Annotated in this window: 24 protein-coding genes; 19 read left to right on the plus strand and 5 right to left on the minus strand. The window is 50.9% G+C overall.

Annotated features, from left to right (window positions below):
* Positions 1-372 (plus strand): DUF3471 domain-containing protein, encoded by a 372-nt coding sequence (locus tag CLV58_RS11405; RefSeq protein ID WP_106137938.1) that lies wholly within the window; start codon positions 1-3, stop codon positions 370-372.
* 147 nt (positions 373-519) lie between these two features.
* On the opposite strand, the gene CLV58_RS11410 is transcribed toward CLV58_RS11405, so the two are convergent.
* On the minus strand, positions 520-3,459 hold the full coding sequence (locus tag CLV58_RS11410) for a glycosyl hydrolase (RefSeq protein ID WP_106137939.1): 2,940 nt from the start codon (positions 3,457-3,459) through the stop codon (positions 520-522).
* Positions 3,456-4,583 (minus strand): glycoside hydrolase family 88/105 protein, encoded by a 1,128-nt coding sequence (locus CLV58_RS11415; protein WP_106137940.1) that lies wholly within the window; start codon positions 4,581-4,583, stop codon positions 3,456-3,458. Before CLV58_RS11415 ends, CLV58_RS11410 begins: the two co-directional genes overlap by 4 nt.
* A 392-nt stretch (positions 4,584-4,975) precedes the next feature.
* Between CLV58_RS11415 and CLV58_RS11420 the strand changes: the two genes are divergently transcribed.
* Both CLV58_RS11420 and CLV58_RS11425 read left to right on the plus strand, forming a co-directional pair.
* Entirely contained in the window at positions 4,976-5,272 is a 297-nt protein-coding gene (locus CLV58_RS11420; RefSeq protein WP_146141417.1) for a hypothetical protein, read from the plus strand.
* 72 nt (positions 5,273-5,344) lie between these two features.
* On the plus strand, positions 5,345-5,920 hold the full coding sequence (locus CLV58_RS11425) for a DUF3109 family protein (protein ID WP_106137942.1): 576 nt from the start codon (positions 5,345-5,347) through the stop codon (positions 5,918-5,920).
* 144 nt (positions 5,921-6,064) lie between these two features.
* Here the strand turns inward: CLV58_RS11425 and CLV58_RS11430 are convergent, their stop codons facing one another.
* From CLV58_RS11430 to CLV58_RS11440, 3 genes are all read right to left on the minus strand, one after another.
* Entirely contained in the window at positions 6,065-6,457 is a 393-nt protein-coding gene (locus CLV58_RS11430; RefSeq protein ID WP_146141418.1) for a hypothetical protein, read from the minus strand.
* 30 nt (positions 6,458-6,487) lie between these two features.
* Positions 6,488-6,697 carry a hypothetical protein gene (locus tag CLV58_RS11435; RefSeq protein WP_106137944.1) on the minus strand — a complete coding sequence of 70 codons (210 nt, stop codon included), beginning with the start codon at positions 6,695-6,697 and terminating at the stop codon, positions 6,488-6,490.
* Positions 6,698-6,817: 120 nt separating this feature from the next.
* A complete protein-coding gene (locus tag CLV58_RS11440) occupies positions 6,818-7,060 on the minus strand; it encodes a helix-turn-helix domain-containing protein (protein WP_106137945.1) in 243 nt (80 codons plus the stop codon).
* 148 nt (positions 7,061-7,208) lie between these two features.
* On the opposite strand from CLV58_RS11440, the gene CLV58_RS11445 reads away from it, so the two are divergent.
* From CLV58_RS11445 to CLV58_RS11500, 16 genes are all read left to right on the plus strand, one after another.
* Complete coding sequence (locus CLV58_RS11445; protein ID WP_106137946.1) at positions 7,209-7,982, plus strand: LytR/AlgR family response regulator transcription factor; 774 nt, start codon at positions 7,209-7,211, stop codon at positions 7,980-7,982.
* Between the two features lie 368 nt (positions 7,983-8,350).
* A complete protein-coding gene (locus CLV58_RS11450) occupies positions 8,351-9,262 on the plus strand; it encodes a sensor histidine kinase (RefSeq protein WP_170108685.1) in 912 nt (303 codons plus the stop codon).
* 15 nt (positions 9,263-9,277) lie between these two features.
* A complete protein-coding gene (locus tag CLV58_RS28640; protein WP_106137948.1) occupies positions 9,278-10,459 on the plus strand; it encodes a sensor histidine kinase in 1,182 nt (393 codons plus the stop codon).
* Between the two features lie 650 nt (positions 10,460-11,109).
* Complete coding sequence (locus tag CLV58_RS11460) at positions 11,110-14,226, plus strand: lantibiotic dehydratase (protein WP_106137949.1); 3,117 nt, start codon at positions 11,110-11,112, stop codon at positions 14,224-14,226.
* Positions 14,227-14,468: 242 nt separating this feature from the next.
* Positions 14,469-14,684: a hypothetical protein gene (locus CLV58_RS11465; RefSeq protein WP_106137950.1), complete on the plus strand. Its 216-nt coding sequence runs from the start codon at positions 14,469-14,471 to the stop codon at positions 14,682-14,684.
* 139 nt (positions 14,685-14,823) lie between these two features.
* On the plus strand, positions 14,824-14,979 hold the full coding sequence (locus CLV58_RS28340) for a hypothetical protein (RefSeq protein WP_211300847.1): 156 nt from the start codon (positions 14,824-14,826) through the stop codon (positions 14,977-14,979).
* Between the two features lie 24 nt (positions 14,980-15,003).
* Positions 15,004-15,213: a hypothetical protein gene (locus tag CLV58_RS11470; protein WP_106137951.1), complete on the plus strand. Its 210-nt coding sequence runs from the start codon at positions 15,004-15,006 to the stop codon at positions 15,211-15,213.
* A gap of 275 nt (positions 15,214-15,488) precedes the next feature.
* Positions 15,489-15,719 (plus strand): hypothetical protein, encoded by a 231-nt coding sequence (locus CLV58_RS11475; protein WP_106137952.1) that lies wholly within the window; start codon positions 15,489-15,491, stop codon positions 15,717-15,719.
* 21 nt (positions 15,720-15,740) lie between these two features.
* Positions 15,741-15,902: a hypothetical protein gene (locus tag CLV58_RS28345; protein WP_170108688.1), complete on the plus strand. Its 162-nt coding sequence runs from the start codon at positions 15,741-15,743 to the stop codon at positions 15,900-15,902.
* Between the two features lie 37 nt (positions 15,903-15,939).
* On the plus strand, positions 15,940-16,068 hold the full coding sequence (locus tag CLV58_RS28965; RefSeq protein WP_281257903.1) for a hypothetical protein: 129 nt from the start codon (positions 15,940-15,942) through the stop codon (positions 16,066-16,068).
* 248 nt (positions 16,069-16,316) lie between these two features.
* Positions 16,317-16,442 (plus strand): hypothetical protein, encoded by a 126-nt coding sequence (locus CLV58_RS28970; RefSeq protein ID WP_281257904.1) that lies wholly within the window; start codon positions 16,317-16,319, stop codon positions 16,440-16,442.
* A gap of 52 nt (positions 16,443-16,494) precedes the next feature.
* Positions 16,495-16,671, plus strand: a complete 177-nt coding sequence (locus tag CLV58_RS28350) for a hypothetical protein (protein ID WP_170108689.1) — start codon at positions 16,495-16,497, stop codon at positions 16,669-16,671.
* 672 nt (positions 16,672-17,343) lie between these two features.
* Positions 17,344-17,589 carry a hypothetical protein gene (locus CLV58_RS11485; protein WP_211300848.1) on the plus strand — a complete coding sequence of 82 codons (246 nt, stop codon included), beginning with the start codon at positions 17,344-17,346 and terminating at the stop codon, positions 17,587-17,589.
* A gap of 850 nt (positions 17,590-18,439) precedes the next feature.
* The gene (locus CLV58_RS29135) at positions 18,440-19,078 is read left to right on the plus strand and encodes a CPBP family glutamic-type intramembrane protease (protein ID WP_425443510.1); all 639 of its coding nucleotides are present in this window, start codon (positions 18,440-18,442) and stop codon (positions 19,076-19,078) included.
* Between the two features lie 75 nt (positions 19,079-19,153).
* Complete coding sequence (locus CLV58_RS11495) at positions 19,154-19,507, plus strand: hypothetical protein (protein ID WP_106137955.1); 354 nt, start codon at positions 19,154-19,156, stop codon at positions 19,505-19,507.
* A gap of 116 nt (positions 19,508-19,623) precedes the next feature.
* Complete coding sequence (locus CLV58_RS11500) at positions 19,624-20,172, plus strand: DUF3267 domain-containing protein (protein WP_170108690.1); 549 nt, start codon at positions 19,624-19,626, stop codon at positions 20,170-20,172.
* The last annotated feature ends 51 nt before the right edge of the window (positions 20,173-20,223 follow it).

Below are 20,223 nucleotides of genomic sequence, written 5' to 3' on the forward strand. Positions count from 1 at the left end.
ATGAAAACCCTTGTGTTTACCCTTGCCTGCACCCTGTCGTTGTCAACCCTGTACGCAGCCTCGACGCCGGCACCAGCCGAAGCAACCGTGCAGGTAGCCGTAGCGGACTCCGTCGACCTGAATCAGTATGTTGGCAAGTACAAGTTTGAAGGTTTGCCGTTCGAGTTCGTCACCATCGCCGTGAAAGACGGTAAGCTGACCATCGATACGGGTTCGGAAAGTGGCGCGATGACCGCCGTCAAGGATGCGGCCGACACCTTCGATGCGGCTGGTCGGGCCACGCTGAAGTTCAAACGCGACGACACTAAAAAGGTGACAGGCGTAACCCTCGACGCGCAGGGCATGAGCTTCGAGGGTAAAAAAGAAGGATGATGTACTGAGAAGAAAGAAAAAAGATGTGAGCGGTTAGAAGAAAGAGAAAAGATATGAGAGGAAAGACCAGCGCGTCAACCTCTTTCGTCTTTTCTCTTTCTTCTTTTTTCTAGCATCTCCTGTCTTTTCTCTTTTTTCTAAACCTCCCTACCGCAGCGGGGTCATCGTGACGGGGCCAAACAAACCTGACGGGCGCGGTTGCCAGTGTTCGGCGGTAAACAGACCGTCGGGTCCGCGATTTTCCTTCAGCCGGGCCGACATATTGATGTTGTAAAATTTCTTCCAGCCAACACCGCGCTTATCCAGGTCGCGCATGCGGTTGGCCATGCCGTTCGAGACGATGACGGTTAATTCATTCCGGTCGCGAAGCAGATTGCCGGGGATGGTTAGCTGATACGTCGGGCCGAGCAGCGTTGCCAGATCACGCCCGTTTAACTGGACGCGGGCGCTTTCAGCCACCTTGCCCAGATCGAGCAGCCAGGTCGGTGCCGTACCGGCAGGACGCGGAAAGGTGATGACGTAGGCCGCACTACCCGAAAAGGCCTGCACACCCGGCTCGTTCAGTTCCGTCCACGACGTCAATACGGGCATGTTAACGGGTTTCGGTACTTGCGGACCGCCCGTCAGGAAGGTCAGTTGCCAGGGGCCGGTTAGCGGTTGAGCGGGACCATCGGGCGTTTGATAGGTGTAGGCGTTGCTGCGCTCAGGCTGATTGGTCGCGACGATCATCGACTCGCCGGGCTGTAGCTGCAACCGGATTTCCGTCGCTCCGTCCGCCGTCTGCCGCATTTCGGCCTGCCCGGCCTGCTCGGTCATCGGATTATACAGTGTAGCCCGTTGCGTCGTCGTAGCGGGCGCGACCCAGCCGTCGAACGGTTTTTTTGTCGTGTTGACGACAAAGTACGTGTGCTGTCCCGTACCGTTGCGACGCCGGACAAACGACACACCCACATCGACCATCGCTTCGCGCCGGATACGACTGTAGCGGAGAACAGCTTCTGCCGTTGCACCAACAAGCACCCGCCCCTTACCAACTGTTGCCTGTCGAATACCGGGTTCTGCATTCGTGAAATGAAGCTGGCTTTGTAAGGTGCGGAAGGTAGTGCGTCGGCCGGCCAGATTCCCCAGCCCCGGTACATCAGCAGGTAGTTGCCCGACCATCAGAATCGTAGCGCCGTTCCGGGCCAGCGACAGCAATTGACCGAACGTTTCCAGCGGCATCAGCTTTGCGTCGGGAACGAGCAGCGTCTGGTAGTCGACACCGCCGGTTTGCAGTCGGTTTTCGGCAACGCGAAGCCCGTTGATCTGCCGATCGGAGACGTAATCGAAACCGTAGCCCCGGTCGACCAACTGTTGGGCGATCTGTTCGACCGGTAGTCCCTTGAAACCGTGTTCGATCCCGTCGAAATGCTGAAGCAGCACCTTGCCGGGCCGGATGTAAGCGTCGTAAATCGGCAGGTACAACAACACGTCGTTGTCGGGTTTACCTTGCTGCAGGAACGATTGCACCCGCGCCCCGTACTGGTTCAGCTTGCCGAAATCAGGCCAGAACGAATTGTTGGGGTTCACGTGTACAGCCGCGTAGAACAGCCAGCCCGGCCACTCCACCTGCTGCGGAGAATAATTGGTACCGTGGTAAAATACGTGGTTGACGCCCCCCAGCCAGAACAGGTCGAGGTCTTTCTTAACGTCGCCCAGCGTCGACAGGAAATGCTCGTTATCCCAGGTTGCCGACTCCGACGAGATGAGCGGCTTCCCCGTTACGTTGGCCGCCGACGACGCGAACTTGATTCGCAGCAGCTCGGTGCCTTCGATTTCAGGGATGTCGGTTGCCGCGTACAGATCGAGAATGTTGGCGGGTGAGCCGTGCGCCTGATTCCGAATCTGTTTTCCGTGTTTGCCTGCCCAGTCGTGCCAGGTGCGCGTGTAGTTATCGAGCAGCAGGTCAGACAGGGTTTCGCGGTAGTCGCTCAACACCCGAAAGCCAGTACTGTCGGCAGGTCGAACGCCCGCCGATGCATCCGCATCCTGACCAGCTGTTCCGGGACTAACGGCTACGTTTCCGTTCGGGACCCGCTCCTGTCCCGGTCGGGCTTGGTCCAGCAGCGCAGGCAGGTAATTCCGCAGGTCGTAGCCCCGCCGTTTCTGAAACTCGGTCAGCAATGCCGGGGTCCAGTTGCCTTCACCCTGCGCGTCATCGACTTCGTACGAGTCGTTGAAAAAAGCGCGTAGCCCCGCCAGTGAATGACCCCGAAACGCCGAGTCGAAGCGGTTCAGGTAGTGGTCGGTAGCCGTTTTGGAGAAATGATCGATCACGTCGCCCTCGCCACCCGGACCAGCCCGTTCGACCTGTTTGCCGTGCCAGCCCATAAACAGGGCATACAGCGTCCAGTTACCCGCCGGGGCCGTCCAGTTCAGCTTACCCTGCCCATCGACACGGCTAGTCAGGTCAACCCGTTGACCTTTGTCGCCGTAGGCCATCAGCGTTTGTAAGGGCAGCGGCTTCTCGAACCGCACCTGATCGAAGGCATGTCGTTGCAGATCGGGATTGGTCGCAATGGGGTCGCGTACTTGCCGGATGTCGATTGGTTCACCCACCGTCCGGACGAGGGGCTTTTGCCGGTACTGCACCGGTTCAGTCAGTGATTGTCCCGCCCGGAGCACATACGTCTGGTAGGCGACATACCGGCAGGCATCAGCGGGCGTCACCCACGGTCCGCCAAACGGCCAACCCGATGCCTGCGCCAGATCGACACCCAGCCCCAACCGCCCCGCTTCGGTCAGCGTATAATCGAACCGCTGCATCCAGGTGGGCGACAGAAACGGAATAAACTGCGATTCAGTCCCTTTCACGCCGTAGATGGGCGTTATCTCGACGCCCCCCAGTCCCGCGTCACGGTATTGTGTCAGCAGGTGAGTCAGGTTGGCATTATCGACGGCGCTACCCATCCACCACCAGCGCGTCCAGGGGCGGGTCTGCTGCGTGATAGCGGGCCACCTGGGCTGAACGGCGGACGCTGACTGCGCCAGAACGGGGCCGGTAACGGTAGCCAGCAGACTGGCTAATAACGTACATACGATTTTCATTTCATGCGGTATACTTCGCTTCCCGCCAGCAGGAAACAGCCCAGACCGTAGTCTTCAAAATCAGGTTTACTGTCGTAGGTAACGGGTTGCCCGTCTTTCGGCTCTTTACCCGTTCCCTGCACGTAGCCCAGAAAACCATCGGGGTGAAGGGCATCGGTGACCATCGCCTGCCACGCCCGGACGATGCGCGGTCGGTACGTCTTTTTGTCCAGCAAGCCTTTGTTGACACCCCATGCCATACCGTACGCAAACAGCGCCGTTCCCGTCGTTTCTTTCCCATCGAAATGGGTTGAATCGTGTAGGCTAACGTTCCAGAAACCATCGGGTCGTTGTAAGGGTGCCAGAGCCGCCATCATCGTCTGGTACATCTGCTCGTATTCAGCGCGGTGCGGAGCCGTTTTGGGTATGATGTCGAGCACGCGAACCAGGGCCGCTACTACCCAGCCGTTGCCCCGTGACCAGTAACAATCCTGCCCGTTTGGTTCCTGGTACGGTGCCACGAAATCCTTGTCGCGCCACCACAGCCCGTCGGCGGGATTGAATAGGCCTTTTCCGCCCTCCACGGTCTTGCTGTGGTTGTAAAGCTGGAATAGCTTCTCGTAATAACCGTTGGCTACCGCAGGCTGATCGGCATAGAGTACCCCCAGCTTGGCGTAGACGGGCATCGCCATTTGCAGCGCGTCGATCCAGGTCCAGTCGCTGTTGTCGGGGCTGGCAACCCGATTGTCAATGCAGGTTTTTATCGCCCGTATTCGCTCCGGTTGCCGGTCGAGCTGATACAGGTCGAGGTACGTTTGGCCACAGCACTGATCGTCGGCGTTTTTCGTCTGCACCCCCGATCGTAGCCCCCACTGATGCTGCTGCCCCCAGTCGACGGCGTAGTCGCGGTAGCGGGCCTGCGGATCGATACCGTACAGCGCCATCAGGCCCTCGTAATAGACAGCCCGCGTCCAGATATGGCTGGGGCGGGTTTTGTTGGTGACGATTTCCTTACCGGTATCCGGCCATTTAGCCATGAAGTAATCGTTGGCGCGGGCCATACTACGCAGTATGCCCGTCTTGTCAAGGGTGGATTGTGCGTGGCTTTGCAGGCTACAGACCAGCAGCAGAAGCAGATAACGCATAGGCTCGTGTAGGAGGAAGAACGTGTTAGCCTAAAACCGGAATCAGCCGTTGGCATACTTATGTACACGGTATCCGCAACGTATTTCCCGGTTTGAACGTACGGAAAATACGGAGCCTGCACCATGCGAATACCAGGGGAATCGCTTGCATTTTTCGCCGATTCGCTGACATATGAGTATTACTTTTTGTACTATTCTACTATTTGAAAACTTTTCAGTAGAAAGGACGGGTTTTATGCTTGTAGATACAGGAAGTCTAAACAGGCTCAAATCTGTTTGATACTAAACAAATTACACAAAACATGGAACTGTCACAGGTAGTAAGACACGACAATCGGCTGGAAGCCACCTGGACTAGTGTTTGTACTTTTCTTCGTCAATATAGTTCAGGAATGAGTAAACGATACACCCCCATCTTCGAGTCGCTCGCGCGATTGGCTACCCCCTTCGGTGGCAACGTGCTGGCGGGTGCTCAGGAGCAGGCGCGCACCCGCATGTTCTTATCCCAGCAGGAAGTTCGCGAACAGGTAGACCGGCTGACGCGCGAGATTGCCCGCCTAAATATGCAGGTGTCGGCATCAGGCCGTTTCGATAAACCGGCGGAGGGACGCCCAACACCATCGACCGATCCGCAACCCATCGGCCTGGATCGCTTTCGGCAGGAAACACCCAACACGCCAGCCGCCTGATAACTCGGATAAGCGACCAGAGCGTCGTACCTTTACGTAGCGAATGGGCTAAAGCGCCTGCTCGACCGACGCATGATTCTGATTGAAAATACCTGTATCAGCGACGACGTTGCTGAGAAATTTTTTGTCTGTAACCTCGACAAGTGCAAGGGTGCCTGCTGCGTAGAGGGCGACATGGGCGCTCCGCTCGAAGGCGACGAGCCGGCCATCCTCGACCGGATTTATCCCGACATCAAACCGTTTCTGTCGCCCGAAGGCATTGCCGAAATCGAGCGACGGGGTGGTGGTTACGAACCCGATGGTGAGGGTGGCTACGTCACCAACACCATCAACAACCGGGAGTGTGTATACGCCACCTGGGACGAGCGTGGTATTCTGAAATGCGGCATCGAAGAAGCCTACAACCATGGTAAGGTGGATTGGAAAAAACCAATCTCCTGCCACCTGTACCCCATTCGGGTTACCAAGTACGAGTCGTTCCACGCGCTCAACTACGACCGGTGGCCCATCTGTAGTCCGGCCTGCGGGTTCGGCGAACAGCTTAACGTTCCGATATACAAGTTTGTCCGGGAAGCACTAGTCCGAGCTTACGGTGAAGAGTGGTACGGGCAGCTGACGAAAGCGATTGAAGAGAAAGAAGGTAAATAAACAACATGGGGCCGATCAGCATGATCGGCCCCATGTTGTTTACTTTGGTAGAGACGCAATCCTTTGCGTCTCACCGCCGGACGGTTTATGTTGGCGTAGGCGACTGGCGCGGGATGAGACGTTAAGGCCAGTTCGATCGCGTTTCTACACTGTCGTTGCCTGTATCCGTACGTTTCGCACTACCTCGTCGCAGCTGGCGCAGGCACGGGCTCCCTCCTGATGATACCACCGGCAGTTTGTTCGGATAGCGCAGGCTACCAACGTTTCCGCTGCCTTCCGGTTCATGGCGTCGACCACTTTACCAACCAGGCTGCACCCAGACTGCCCGGAATCCCAGTGCCCGCAACCCGATTTGGCGCAGTTGCTGGCGAAGCGAAACCGTTCCTCCGGTGCGCGTCCCTGCCGGGCCTTGTCGACAAATGTTTGATCGACGACGATGGGTTGGTCAAGATACTCGATTTGGCCGGTGGCAGTCTGCACACCGAACAGAGCGGCTCCGGGTTTGGCAATGGAGCTGGGACAGAGGAGGGAAGACATCAGCAGAGACAATGATTAGTGATGAACGGACTAAAAGGGCTGGGTGGTGGTGGGATCGAGCCACAGGCCCAGTACCGGGAACGGAAGCTGATTCACGCCGACACCACCGTTTACCTGATCCAGCAGTTCCGGGTTGGCCTGCCCCTGCTCATCCAGCTGCGCCAGTTGATTCATAAACTCTTCCTGACTGGTAGCCTGATTTTTCAGCGCGTCGATCTTGGTAGTAACCTGATTTTTCATGACTGATGTTCGTTATTTGGTTTGTCTTTGTTTGCGAATCAAAGGTCCGGCGAGGATCGCTCGTAAGCCATAACAACCCGTTGTATCCGAGTCGATTAGCGACTGACTTAGTCGATTTGGTTATACGCTCTGCTGACGCAGGGCCGTAATCAGCAGATCGGGCAGCGCCATGTCGATCAGGTCGACAAGGGCTATTTTGTAGAGCGACGATAACTGTTGCAGAACCGACAGCGACAGTTCGGTTCGGCCGGTTTCCTTTTTACTGTAAGCGGCCTGACTGACACCAAGGTGAAAAGCAACGTATTCCTGCGGGTAACCATGGATTTCGCGCAGCTTGCGGAGTTTAGTCGATATAGGGTGCATGGTTTTGGTAGAAGAAGTGAGCTATTCGTGATTGATTGATACAAATGAATACATCGAGTGAGCGGATGGGAATTTATTTCGACCAATGCGTCACAACTTTCGACCAATGCGGGCTATCTGACGCTATATTTAGCCAACAGTACTCCCTATGAACCACGTATTATCCTGCTACCTGCTCGACGACGAGTCGCCGGCTCATATCATCCTGTCGAAATACATCAGTCGATTACCGTACCTCACACTCGCCGGTCAGAGCTACGATCCGTTTGAGGGACTCGATCAGATACAGACTCTTAAGCCCGATATACTCTTTCTGGACGTTGAGATGCCGTTTATGACCGGTGTCGAGTTTCTGAAGGCCCTGCCGCAGCCCCATCCCGTGGTGGTTATGGTTACGGCATCGCCCCAGTTTGCCGCTGATACGTATAATTTCGACGCCGTCACCCACTACCTGCTCAAGCCGGTGGGCTTCGACAAGTTTCTGGAAGCGGTTAATCGCGTAACCAAGCGGCTTGGCTTTACCCCCAGCACGACGGACCCACTACCCCAGCCCGAGCGTAAACCGACCCCTGCCCCCCCAGCCGTCGACAGCCGCGAGACAGTGCCGTATTTTCTGATTAAGGAAGACAAAAAGCTGATTCGGGTAGCCCCGGAAGACATTGTCTTTGCGGAAGGCATGAAGGATTACATCAAACTTCACCTGACCACCCGCGTGCTGATTACGCACATGACGATGAGCAAGCTGGAAGATATGCTGCCGCCGTCTCAGTTTCTGCGTATCAACCGGTCGTATCTAATTCGGCGACAGGCCATCAAGGAGATCGACGGCAACACGATCACGACGCTCGATGGCAAGCAGGTAACAATTGGTGTTACCTATCGGGACCGCGTCATGGACGCCCTGAAGCAAAATATACTGTAGTCTACGGGGATACCTGCGACTGATTACCTGTTGGTTCACTGCACTTTGTCACCGCACCGACCGGTCGACAATCTGATGCTCTTTTCATGAACTCTCCTACTATTGCCCCGCCCCGGCTAACTCTCTTTATCCAACGTCACTGGGATTGGATTCGCATCACACTGCATATACTATTATGGATAGTGACCTTTGGATTGGCCTTTTACACTACGTCAATTCTAGCACCGAATGATCTATTTGTTAGAAGTGTATTTGCGCCAGGCATCGCACTACTTACGCTAGCTTTTTTTTACATATCGGGCTATATCATATTCCCCAAATACCTTTATTCTTTTCGTTCTTTTCCTTTATTTACCAGTCTTATACTTTTGTTTTACATCATTCACCTGTTTACTTACACCTTACTTTATTACTTACACAACTACAACCCAATCAACAATCAGTACATAGATACTCGTTGGCATTTATTTGAAAGTGCAGGTTTATTGGGTTGTTTTACTAGTCCGCGTGTTGCACTCATTAACGTTGTCTTTACTAGTAATGTAGCACTTATCTATCTAGTCCCCAAAGTAGCTAAAGACCTGGTTGTCATCCTGTCCCGGTCACTACAACTCGAAGGCGATAAACTCCGGCTCGAACGCGACAACCTCGACCTGGAACTGAACTTCCTCAAGGCGCAGGTCAACCCCCACTTCCTGCTCAACACCCTCAACAGCGTCTACGCCCGCATCTTCGAGGCCGACCAGCAGGCCGCCGACCTGGTCCTGCACCTCTCTGAGCTGATGCGCTACAACCTCTACGAGACTGACCAGCCTCGCATCAGCCTCGACAAAGAACTCGCCTACATTCAGCACTACCTCGACCTGGAACGAAGCCGACTTGCCCACCAACCCGTGCTCATCGACTATGAGCAGAGCGGCCAGCCAGCCCACTACCAGATTGCCCCCCTGCTGCTGATTGCCTTTGTGGAGAACGCTTTCAAGCACGGGGTGAAGGGGGCCACCCAGCCGGCCTACGTGCAGGTCCGGGCTGACGTTGACACCAATGGCCACTTTACCTTCACCGTTGAGAACAGCCTGCCCGATAGTAAGCCATCGGCTAGCCGCCCCGAAGCGCGTTCAGGCGGTGTAGGGCTGGTCAACGTGCGTCGTCGGCTGGAAGCCCTCTACGCGGGGCTCTATACACTCGACGCCACCGCCGACCGACCTACTTACACGGTCACCCTGACGATGGAACTAGAACAAGTCAGCCACCCAATGCCAACCGTTGCGCTAGCTTAGCCAATTCATCCGTTTATGCACTCCCCTACCATTACCCCGCCCCGGTTGATTGCTTTTACCCAGCGTTACTGGACTTGGATTCGCCCGCTATTGCACATTATGTTCTGGGTGTTACTGTACTTACTACTGTTACGCCCGACGGCTCCAAGAGTTTTCAATGATAACGCGCTTGTTATCAAAACAGTAATAATTACGAGTTTGGTGGAGACTATTGTCATTCATTACTTTGTCAGCCTAGTTGTATTTCCCAAGTTTCTCTACAGGCAAGCCTATCTGAAATCAGCTGCTATATTCTTGTTGCTTTTCTTTATAGTTTATCAGACTAATACTATCTTATTTACTTATCTATCTACAATCAGCGATCAGGTAGGTACCGACCATAAACTAAAATACGCGGTCGCTACCGCTCATATGGTTCAACAAGCTGGCTTCTGGGGTTGCTTTACCGATTTACGTGCAGCACTGTGGAATCTATCCTTTGGTCTATTTCTACCTATTTTAACGCTCATTACTCAAGGCTTTAATGATTTGATTCGCTATCAGAGACGCCTTGTTGAAGCTGAACGAGTCAGGCTTAGGCTTGAGGTTGACTTTCTAAAAGCCCAGGTTAATCCTCACTTTCTCTTCAACACCCTCAACAGCGTCTACGCCCGCATCTTCGAGGCCGACCAGCAGGCCGCCGACCTGGTCCTCCACCTCTCTGAGCTGATGCGCTACAACCTCTACGAGACCGACCAGCCACGCATCAGCCTCGACAAGGAACTCGCCTACATTCAGCACTACCTCGACCTGGAACGGAACCGACTTGCCCACCAACCCGTGCTCATCGACTATGAGCAGAGCGGCCAGCCAGCCCACTACCAGATTGCCCCCCTGCTGCTGATTGCCTTTGTGGAGAACGCCTTCAAGCACGGGGTGAAGGGGGCCACCCAGCCGGCCTACGTGCAGGTCCGGGCTGACGTTGACACCAATGGCCACTTTACCTTCACCGTTGAGAACAGCCTGCCCGATAGTAAGCCATCGGCTAGCCGCCCAGAAGCGCGTTCAGGTGGTGTAGGGCTGGTCAACGTGCGTCGTCGGTTGGAGGCCCTCTACGCGGGGCTCTATACACTCGACGCCACCGCCGACCAACAAGCTTACACGGTCACCTTGACGGTGCAACTGGAACCAACGACCGCTTCTATACAAGTGTACTAAACTGGTCGATCAAATTCCGGCATTGGTCGAAATCTCCCTGGTAATTGGTCTAAAGTAATTGAAGCGGCCCTGGGGAGTTCGCTACATTTGAATCGTCAACCGACACGAACTACATCCATCTCCCTAAAGCATCTGAAGCCATGAAAAACGTAACTGCTACCACCGCCCCCCGTCTGACGTTAAAAAAAGAGCGTATCGTTTGTCTTAACTCAACTATTATAACAACTACAAATCACGGGAAATCAGGTTGGCCTTGTGGCCTTCTCACACTCACGCAATGCTAGTTTGCATAATCCTTTTCCGCAGCTAAATAGGAAAGATTAGCTCTTGAATCATTATACCAGGACTTTTTTGAAGACCCGGATTATTGCCAACCAATTACTGATGCCCTGTTCAGAATATAATTTCAAGTTGCAACTACATACGCCTGTAAGTACCTGATCTACACGTCGATTGTTCTCAACAGCATAACGGCCCGAGCATCTCGATGCTCGGGCCGTTATTGTAATGCCCTGACTAACCGAACTTGGTGATTGGCGTTAAGCCTAATTTAATGGTAGTCATTGGTCGAAAAAGCGCCTGTTTCGTTGGCCTGCCCTATCGCAAGCGGTAAATTAGTACACTCCTTCCTCACTAGTTTACTTTAGTTCATGCTCCAACGCCATGCCTTCTTCGTACTACGGCAACCAACCTTCCCGATCAGTACATTAATCCGTTTTTACGATCAACTCACCACGCATTCTTTCGAAGACCTTCTCCGGCAACATTACCAACAGCCACTGGCGCAGGAAGCCTTATTTGTAGCCTCTCCCATCTTATACGAGCGTTTCCAGCGATGGCTGTCCGGCGAACAACTGCCCGAACAGCCAAAACTGCTGCTGACATTACACAAATACCTGATCCGCATGTGTAGTCGGGCGACGCCCTATGGCCTGTTTGCCGGCTGCACAACCGGCACGTTCGGCGAACAAACCAGTTTCCGTGCCAGTACCGCTACCGCCCCCCGTACGCATACCCGTATCGATATGGACGGCCTGCTGGCGATTGGGCGATGGCTAACTACCCTACCCCACATCCGTAGTCAGCTTCGTTTGTTCCCTAACACGTCGATCTACGCAGCAGGGCCATCCTTACGCTATGTCGAACAACAGTGGGATATCGATCACCGCAACTACTTTATCAGTGCCGTCGAGGTCGATCAGTACCTGACGACTATTCTTCAGGCAGCGCGCACAGGAGCGACCATCGGCGAGTTAACGACCTGCCTGACAGCCCTCCACACTAATGCCGACGAAGCCACCGACTTCATCGACCAGTTGATCGACAGCCAGCTACTGGTCTTTGAGACCGAGCCAACCGTCACGGGACGGCCCTATCTCAACTGGCTAACAGAGCGCCTGGCGTCGCTGACCGACACAGACGAAGAAGTTGCCGCCCTGCAACAACTAACTGCCGGCTTACAGCAGCCCGACAAACGACAAACGTACAGACACATTCGTCAATGGATGCGCGACCGACAGATCGGTCCGCCCACGACTGATATCATGCAGGTTGATTCGTATGTCGATAACCCGAGCCTGCAACTGGGCGAGCGGACCATGCAGCACCTGGAACGCAGTCTCGAAAAGCTGCTGCTACTCAATCAGCCTAATGTCTGTCCCGATCTGGACGAGTTCAAACGGCGATTTTATAATCGGTACGAAGACGAGGAAATCCCGCTGACGCTCGCACTCGATCAGGAAGTCGGCGTTGGGTATGGCTCCGGCTCTACACTGGGCGTCGGTTACGCACCCCTCATCGACGACCTCACCTTCGCCAGTAGTGCAGCCCCCCAAACCACCACCTGGGACTGGTGGCAAACGTTTGTGATGGACAAATACGCGTCGGCACTTCGCAGCCGACGCGCCACCAGTGATATCGACGAGATTGTCCTGACCGACGACGATCTGACTTACATCGCTCAGCAGCGCCCTATGACGGATAGCATGCCGGATACCTTTTATGCCTTCGGTTCGTTCCTGGCTTCGTCGGCAAAAGCGCTCGATGAAGGTAATTTCCGGTTTACGCTGCTCGCCTACCGGGGACCATCGGCGGTGAATCTTTTGAGCCGGTTTGGCGAAGGTGATCCGGCGCTGGCCCAGCACATTCGGCACTGCGCTGCCGAAGAAGAAATTCGACAGCCCGACGTGATCCTCGCGGAAGTCGTTCACCTGCCCGAAAACCGGGTCGGCAATATTCTGACTCGCCCAACGATTCATCCGTACGAGATTCCGTACATGGGGCATTCATCGGCCGATACCGATCATCAGATCGACTTGTCGGACCTTGTCGTATCGGTGCGCAATAATCAGGTTATTCTGCGGTCGAAGCGACTTAATCAACGCGTAATTCCCCGGCAGACCACCGCCCATAATTTTACGCGTGGTCTGCCGATTTACCGGTTCCTGTGTGATCTTCAGGCCCAGGATGCGCACCTCAACGTGGTCTGGAACTGGGGTGTATTGCGCACGCAGGTTTACCTGCCCCGCGTACGCTACCAGAACGTAATCGTCAGTCGGGCTACCTGGCAACTTCCGCCCCGGCAGCTCACCCCCGACAATCCGCTGCGACTGGTGGCCCAACTGACGGCGGCTGGTTTGCCTGACCAGTTTCTGCTAGCCCAGGGCGACAATGAGTTACTGATCAACCTGCACATTCCCGAATCACTGGCGCTGCTATCGGCAGAAATCCACCGCTTGCTGGCCACAGCGACGCCGGGCAGCGATCCCAGCCCGCTCCGCCTGGTCGAATTTCTGGCCAAACCCGATCAGTGCCCCTTCACCAATCGACGCGATGTGTTCACGCATGAGGTAATCATACCCTTCAGCAGCAATCATAACCGCCCGTTACCGGGGCTACAGCAAACCAGCAAGCAATTACCACAACGCAAGTTCTCGGTCGGGAGCGAATGGTTTTACCTGAAAGTGTACACCGGTGAAAAGACCTCTGATGCCTTGCTGATGCAAACCATTTACCCGGTTGTGCAGCAACTGCTGAAGACGCAGACCATTCAGGAATTTTTCTTTATTCGTTACAAAGACACCGATCCACACCTGCGGCTGCGTTTCCGGGGCAACCCACACCTGGAATTCTATCACCATGTCGTGCGGGCTATGGAGAAGGCGTTACACGATTCAGTTGAGGTCGGTATCGTCCACCGGGTACAGGTCGATACGTATCAGCGCGAGTTCGAGCGGTACGGTATGGAGCATATCGGCCTGTGCGAAACACTGTTCCACTGCGACAGTTTGTCGACGCTGTCGTTTCTGGCGCATACCGGCGATACATTTAACGAGGACTTACGCTTTGCCTTCGCCGTTTGTAAGATCGACCGCTTATTGACCGATACGGGTCTGACAGCTACCGACTGCCGGGCAATTCTCAACGCCTTGAAAGAAAGCTTTTTTCAGGAGTTCGGTGGCAATGCAGCCCTGCGGCACCAGCTCAACGAGAAATACCGGACCTACCGCCCCCTGATGAACCAGGCGCTTAGTAGTAATTTTCCGGGCTTGGCTACTGACGACTGGAGCGACACACAGACCCGGCTGCTTCGCCAGTTAGCTAATACATTCGCCGACACCGATGCGTTGTTCGGTATCCTTTCCAGTCTGATTCACATGATTGTCAACCGCCTGTTTCCGTCCAAGCAGCGGGCGTACGAGCTGGTACTTTACCATTGTCTGGCCCGCCATTATGATTCCGTACGGGCTAGACAGGCTGTCTCCTGACGTCACTAAACTATGCTTATCTAAACGTCTCAGACCGGTCCTCGACCGGTCTTTTTTTAGCCTAAACCGGCCATTATAACGCAACTGACTACACTATAGGCAACGGGCATAAACCACAACGAACCGTTGTTGAAAAGGCATTTCAAACCATACACCTTTGAATCAACAAAACGCCGAATACTACCGGCCATCTCCATTGACGAATAACGCAATCGATTCACCCAATTCAACCGCAAAAACGTATGCAACCACGAAGCAGCCGCCCCCGGACCAGCACAGCCCACCACCCCGCTGATTTTACCTTCGAAACGTGGATTAATGATCAGGATGAGTGCCTCCTTGACGACGACCTCAGTTCGTTCGACACCAACTGGATCATATCAGCAACAGACCTGTTCGGCACCCTGGAACTCCCCATCGGCGACGAGCAGCAGGACCAGTACGACGAAGCCGCCTGACCAAGGTATACACTATAACCTGAATGACTATATTATAATAATAAGTTTTTGATTGTCAAATCAATACATCGAAAATTTGCAACATCAATCAGGTCAACACGATACAGGTCGAACTACTAAAACAATGACAAACGAAGACATGGATCACCCAGAAAACCAGTCGTTACGACAAGACGAACTTGAGCAGATCGACGGGGGACGTCCAGGCGGGCAACCGGTTCAGGATATGCCTGTGCCAAAGGTACCCGTCTGGTACACCGACCCGGAGACAGGTCTTGGTTTCTGGCTGTATTAATCACCCTCGACTAACCAGACAAGTATGAAAACACTCGATCAATTTATTCCAGCTATTGGCAGCGAGTTAGATGCCGCGAGCCAACAGCAAACAGGTGGTGGTTTCGATGATGTATCGTTTGCCCGGTTGCCGATTGCGTTTCCCCGACCACTCCCACCCATTGATTGGCCAATCAGATTACCACCAATTAATTTACCGATACAGTTGCCGATTCCTTTTGCCACGGATTACTAGCCCCCTATTGATACGTAATAGATAATAGTTATCGATACGACGACGCATTCATAGTAGACAACCGGGCGGACACGTACGGAAAGCAATTCAAAAAACTATGCAGGTGAATGGGATGTACAGAGCAATTTTCCCGCTCTAGATAGCGGGAAAATTCTTACCTAAAAAAACACCCACACCTTATAACCTGATCGAATAAAGTACAACAACAGGTTGTTGAAAAACGTAAAATATCACCTGACCTTTGTACCATACCAGCAAGCAAAAACAGCAAGAAAATGACCACAAAAAATCTATTGGTAGCGGCCGGACTTTTGTTCCTGGCTACCGCCTGTAAAGAAAGCAACACCATTGCTCCAGCATCGACGACTGTTCAAAAAGAATCGCCTGCCCCCAAACTACAGGGTGACCCCCTTGACGACACGATCGACAATCCGAAAGGCAAGCCAGCGCGAATAAGAGATCTTACGCCAGAAAGACCTTCCCCCATCACGGAATTGCCGAATTAGACTTACTTATTTTCTAAAATTATGCACACGGATATTCAGGAAATTTCACAGACTGAAGCGGCAGACATTACAGGCGGGAACTGGTTTATCCAACTGGCAGCGCGCCTTGCTGATACGCTCTGCGATTTGAGCGATGATTTCGAAGCAAACGGATCGAACAGACCTTACCAGCAGTACGAATAATTCAGTTTATTTTTTCACGTATATGTTCAACACAGCTATGCAAGTAGACTATCAGGAGATTACCCAGGAAGAAGCAAAAGACATCACGGGTGGCAACTGGCTATCTGACGCTCTCGTCGATGCAGCCGCGGACCTGCTCCGCCGACTAATGGGCCCCAACGTTTAAATTACCCTCTTTGCAATACCTGATCGCTTCGTTGCTGATTCGTCAGCGGAAGATAATTGATAGCGATTCCAAAACGCCCTGACACAGATCGGCGAAACTCAGCCAATTAGCGGACCCTATCGACAACAGGCATCAGGAAACTACTCATACACAGTGCGCGTACCGTTTGCTGTGAGTTTGGCATCCGGGCTAAGTCCAGAACGCAGTGAACAAAATCAATTTTTATAACTATTTAACAATCAAACACAATGTCTAATTTCAACCTCGATCAGGCCGAAGTAGTAGAAATGAATGCATTCGACATGAATCAGGTAGACGGTGGTGACGCGCTGCACTACATGCTGGCGGCTGCTATTCTACTTTTGTTACTGTAACCTGTCACAAGTGTTATTACAAATCTATTAATCAACTAATTTTACACAAAAAATGAACACATTCAATTTTTATCAAGCCGAGGTAGTAGAAATGAATTCCGAGGATTTACAAATTGTGGAGGGTGGTATATTCGGATGGGATGATGTTGCTATCGCCGTAGTTGCATATGTTGCCTGCGAAGTAATTGATGGGATAGCACGTTATGCAAATGGCGAACGTTCACGGTAATATATAATCACTTAATTAACTACAAAATTCGTAAGAAATCATGTTCAATCAATTTGATAGCCTCTCGGAAAATGAAATGAGTTTTATCATCGGTGGTGGTGGTATATCGGACTTGACTGTTAGAGTCTTGACTTGGATTGGTGATAATTTCCATAGATTGCAGGTTGAAGACCCTTCACTCTATATGTAATCTTTCTGAGTAATGTAATAGAAATGATCTGTGTAACCAGTAGACAATTGGTTACACAGATCATTTCTGTTGCACGACATATGGCTAAGCAAGCAAGAATATTAGTTGGCGCATAAATCTGCCATGAATATTGATTCTATATACACGATTATTATTACATGCAATAGTGCTCTTCTTCAAATTATCCTCCAAGAAAACTTTACCAATATTTCCATTAAAAAAACCTGCAACAATTTACAAGTAAAATCATAGCCCATTTACATATCTTGTTCGAACACTTTACATACAACAATATGCATTATTATGCAGCAAAAAAGTTTCTTAGATAAATATTATCGACAACTTTGTACTTGCAAAACAGATATCCTATTCCGGCGGGCTATAGAGTACAACACACTGTTATTGAGCCCCGTATAGTATCTACTGACCTTTGGTATACAAAACTGGTACGCCGGTAGCCAGTATCCCAAACGCCAGAAACGATGCAAAAACAATTTCACCCACCTACCGTCATTGAGCATACGACGGAGGCTTACCTGCCCCAGGTTACGGTTCGGGGGCAGCTCATCTATTGCTCGGTCGCGCTCGCCATTGTGGCGGCTCTGGTAGCCCTTCCTTTCATTCGTACCGCTGTATCGGTGCAGAGCGCGGGCATCATCCGCCCGGTTGCCGAACGTAATGACCTTCGCCCGCTGGTAGCCGGTACGGTGGCTACCACTGTTTGGTGATAACTCTGTTGTTTGGCGACTACAAAGTTAATCCCGTTATCAGTTCTTTTCAATTTTCCGACACGCCCTTAGCGTAATTGATAATTGGTTAACAACTCCAGGCCCGAAAATTCATTTTCACCATATTTAATGTTGACCATTTAAGTAAATTGCTAGCTCGTCATACTTTTGATAAGCTAGCAATTTATAATACTATAATGTTATATGTCAAATCGTATATTATTTGTTCTTTCCTGCGACACAATTGCTCTATCAGATCAGTTGTATATAAGACCATTATCAATGGACATAGATCCTATTATAGATATTGTATTAGGAAGTTTGCCAAACTTCCTGGCTGTAATTGCACTGTCATTATTATTCTTACACATTACAATAAGGCACAAATTTAATTCTTTCAACCCAAAGAGTTTAATTTCAATATTCGTAACTTTAGGTGTTGTGTCATACGAACTATTCCCTCATTATACTATCAACAAATCATTTGGGGAAACTTTTGATTATTAAGACATAATAGCCTCTATATCAGGTGACATAATTTCGTACTTAGTAGAAGAGAAATGACTCTCTAAATAGACAATGTGGCACTAAAGCTAATTACCTATTCCAGAGTTTTCTTATAAAACTCGTCCGTGTTTCATCAAGTCAATCAGTCCTTTCACTCTTTTCGATAATTATTATATTTGTATAAGCACGAAATTCCTGGCGAACAACTAAAAAGCAAGCCAGTTACATTCGATGTGACTGGCTTGCGCTATAGATTATGAAACAGATTATAGCAGAAATAACTAATTTTACACAAGGGTCTAGTCTCCTTCAAAGAGACATTCAGGCAAGTAGTTCCGTTAAAATGGTATTTATTTTAAAAGCATTCCTACTACTCTTATTGATTAAGCTATTAGTAGGTTCGACATGTGTAATTCTTAGTAAATACGGGTTTATTAATTCTGTAAAAAATGGCGATAACTTAACAAGTTGGTTATCAGAGGTATCTACTATCAGGTTTTTCGTAGAAGTAGTCATACTCGCTCCATTACTAGAAGAGTTTTGTTTCAGAGGCATTACCCAATCGAATAGTACTGTATTAATTTACTCTTCTATAACTTTTCTATATCTTTTTTCCTGTAGATTAAATGGAGTCAATTTTTACGAATTTCATTTAAAATCAATACTAATACTGTTAGTAAGCGTGACACTATGCATCATTTTTAAAGATGAAATTATAAGCACATTCTTAACGATTAACGCATCTACAATTTCAAGAATCTTCTTAGTTTATCTCAGTTCTATATTCTTTGCGCTATGGCACTACAATAACTACAATTTTGCAAATGTCAATTTTCAAACTAAAGTACTTACCTTGTTACCGCATTTCTTATCCGGTCTCATTTTCAGCTGGTTTGCCATAAAGTATGGAATAAAGTGGAGTTTATCTGCACATATATTTAATAACTTTATAGCTGTTATAATTACGTTAATTATAGCATAATAACCTATTTTATTCGTTCATCAAAAACCAATAAAATCACCATACAAATTATTACCTTTTAAACAATCACTTAATATGAAAGCGAGAATTTTAGTTACACTAGTTTTTGTAATCATTGTTCAAATAATTACCATTGAAACATCAAAAGCTCAGGCATTTTCTACTGAAAATGAGATAGCCAGAAACAAAATCATATTGACTTACGATAACGATAATTTATATCGCTCCGATTCTACTGTAACGCTGAAGCAGGCAAAAACGGGTCGGCTGTTTCTCATGCTAACGTTACCGCTAATTGCCGGATCAATATTAGCCAACCAAAATAATCAAAAAGGGCTAGCAGTCGGGCTGGCTTCTGGAGCGATAGCTACCTCCGGCTTTTCTCTGTATCTATCGCTAAAATCCAACAGCCACAAGAATAAAAAATAGTGGCTACCCGTGCTGATGAGCGTGATCCATATACATATTCACAGTACTTATCGATGACACTATTCTCTTCGAAGTGGCTACTATCTCTCGGAATAAACATGCCGCAACCGCTTACTATGTCCACTGCAAAGGCGCAGCTTTACGGTGGATTGGCCTTTTTGGTCGGTGCCCCAATACTAGCCTGGCCTTTCTATCAGTTCTGGGGCTTCTCCATGAAAGCCGTCCTTGATTCGGGTGTCAGGCCAATACTAGGGTTTATTGCAGCCATGTTCGTCGGTATTGTCGCGCATGAACTAATTCATGGGTACACAGCGATCTGGTACGGCGGTATCCGGCGACAGGACGCTAAGTTCGGTGTACAGTGGCAAACGCTGACGCCATATTTTCACAGCACCGTTCCCCTATCCGTTCAGAAGTACCGATGGGTCGTTGGTATGCCGCTCCTTGTATTGGGGGCTATCCCCTATCTGGTGGCCCTGGCAACGGGTAATCTCTGGTTAACCGTCTTTGGTATCTTCTTTACGCTGGCGGCATCGGGCGATATGCTGATCCTTTGGCTCATGCGACACCTGCCCCTTACGGCAAGGGTGCAGGATCACCCCAAAAAGGCAGGTCTGATCGTACTTCCCGACGAGTCGACACATAATCCTGGTATCGCTGACTGATGCCCACAAACTACATACAGGCCAATGCATCAGGTCGTCCATATCGGGCGA

Source organism: Spirosoma oryzae (assembly GCF_003002825.1).
GTDB classification, from domain to species: domain Bacteria; phylum Bacteroidota; class Bacteroidia; order Cytophagales; family Spirosomataceae; genus Spirosoma; species Spirosoma oryzae.

Excerpts from the sequence above, each read along its gene's own strand:
- CLV58_RS11405 (WP_106137938.1), top strand. The coding sequence starts at position 1 with ATGAAAACCCTTGTGTTTACCCTTGCCTGCACCCTGTCGTTGTCAACC.
- CLV58_RS11410 (WP_106137939.1), bottom strand. The coding sequence starts at position 3,459 with ATGAAAATCGTATGTACGTTATTAGCCAGTCTGCTGGCTACCGTTACC.
- CLV58_RS11415 (WP_106137940.1), bottom strand. The coding sequence starts at position 4,583 with ATGCGTTATCTGCTTCTGCTGCTGGTCTGTAGCCTGCAAAGCCACGCA.
- CLV58_RS11420 (WP_146141417.1), top strand. The coding sequence starts at position 4,976 with ATGAGTAAACGATACACCCCCATCTTCGAGTCGCTCGCGCGATTGGCT.
- CLV58_RS11425 (WP_106137942.1), top strand. The coding sequence starts at position 5,345 with ATGATTCTGATTGAAAATACCTGTATCAGCGACGACGTTGCTGAGAAA.
- CLV58_RS11430 (WP_146141418.1), bottom strand. The coding sequence starts at position 6,457 with ATGTCTTCCCTCCTCTGTCCCAGCTCCATTGCCAAACCCGGAGCCGCT.
- CLV58_RS11435 (WP_106137944.1), bottom strand. The coding sequence starts at position 6,697 with ATGAAAAATCAGGTTACTACCAAGATCGACGCGCTGAAAAATCAGGCT.
- CLV58_RS11440 (WP_106137945.1), bottom strand. The coding sequence starts at position 7,060 with ATGCACCCTATATCGACTAAACTCCGCAAGCTGCGCGAAATCCATGGT.
- CLV58_RS11445 (WP_106137946.1), top strand. The coding sequence starts at position 7,209 with ATGAACCACGTATTATCCTGCTACCTGCTCGACGACGAGTCGCCGGCT.
- CLV58_RS28640 (WP_106137948.1), top strand. The coding sequence starts at position 9,278 with ATGCACTCCCCTACCATTACCCCGCCCCGGTTGATTGCTTTTACCCAG.
- CLV58_RS11460 (WP_106137949.1), top strand. The coding sequence starts at position 11,110 with ATGCTCCAACGCCATGCCTTCTTCGTACTACGGCAACCAACCTTCCCG.
- CLV58_RS11465 (WP_106137950.1), top strand. The coding sequence starts at position 14,469 with ATGCAACCACGAAGCAGCCGCCCCCGGACCAGCACAGCCCACCACCCC.
- CLV58_RS28340 (WP_211300847.1), top strand. The coding sequence starts at position 14,824 with ATGGATCACCCAGAAAACCAGTCGTTACGACAAGACGAACTTGAGCAG.
- CLV58_RS11470 (WP_106137951.1), top strand. The coding sequence starts at position 15,004 with ATGAAAACACTCGATCAATTTATTCCAGCTATTGGCAGCGAGTTAGAT.
- CLV58_RS11475 (WP_106137952.1), top strand. The coding sequence starts at position 15,489 with ATGACCACAAAAAATCTATTGGTAGCGGCCGGACTTTTGTTCCTGGCT.
- CLV58_RS28345 (WP_170108688.1), top strand. The coding sequence starts at position 15,741 with ATGCACACGGATATTCAGGAAATTTCACAGACTGAAGCGGCAGACATT.
- CLV58_RS28965 (WP_281257903.1), top strand. The coding sequence starts at position 15,940 with ATGCAAGTAGACTATCAGGAGATTACCCAGGAAGAAGCAAAAGACATC.
- CLV58_RS28970 (WP_281257904.1), top strand. The coding sequence starts at position 16,317 with ATGTCTAATTTCAACCTCGATCAGGCCGAAGTAGTAGAAATGAATGCA.
- CLV58_RS28350 (WP_170108689.1), top strand. The coding sequence starts at position 16,495 with ATGAACACATTCAATTTTTATCAAGCCGAGGTAGTAGAAATGAATTCC.
- CLV58_RS11485 (WP_211300848.1), top strand. The coding sequence starts at position 17,344 with ATGCAAAAACAATTTCACCCACCTACCGTCATTGAGCATACGACGGAG.
- CLV58_RS29135 (WP_425443510.1), top strand. The coding sequence starts at position 18,440 with ATGGTATTTATTTTAAAAGCATTCCTACTACTCTTATTGATTAAGCTA.
- CLV58_RS11495 (WP_106137955.1), top strand. The coding sequence starts at position 19,154 with ATGAAAGCGAGAATTTTAGTTACACTAGTTTTTGTAATCATTGTTCAA.
- CLV58_RS11500 (WP_170108690.1), top strand. The coding sequence starts at position 19,624 with ATGTCCACTGCAAAGGCGCAGCTTTACGGTGGATTGGCCTTTTTGGTC.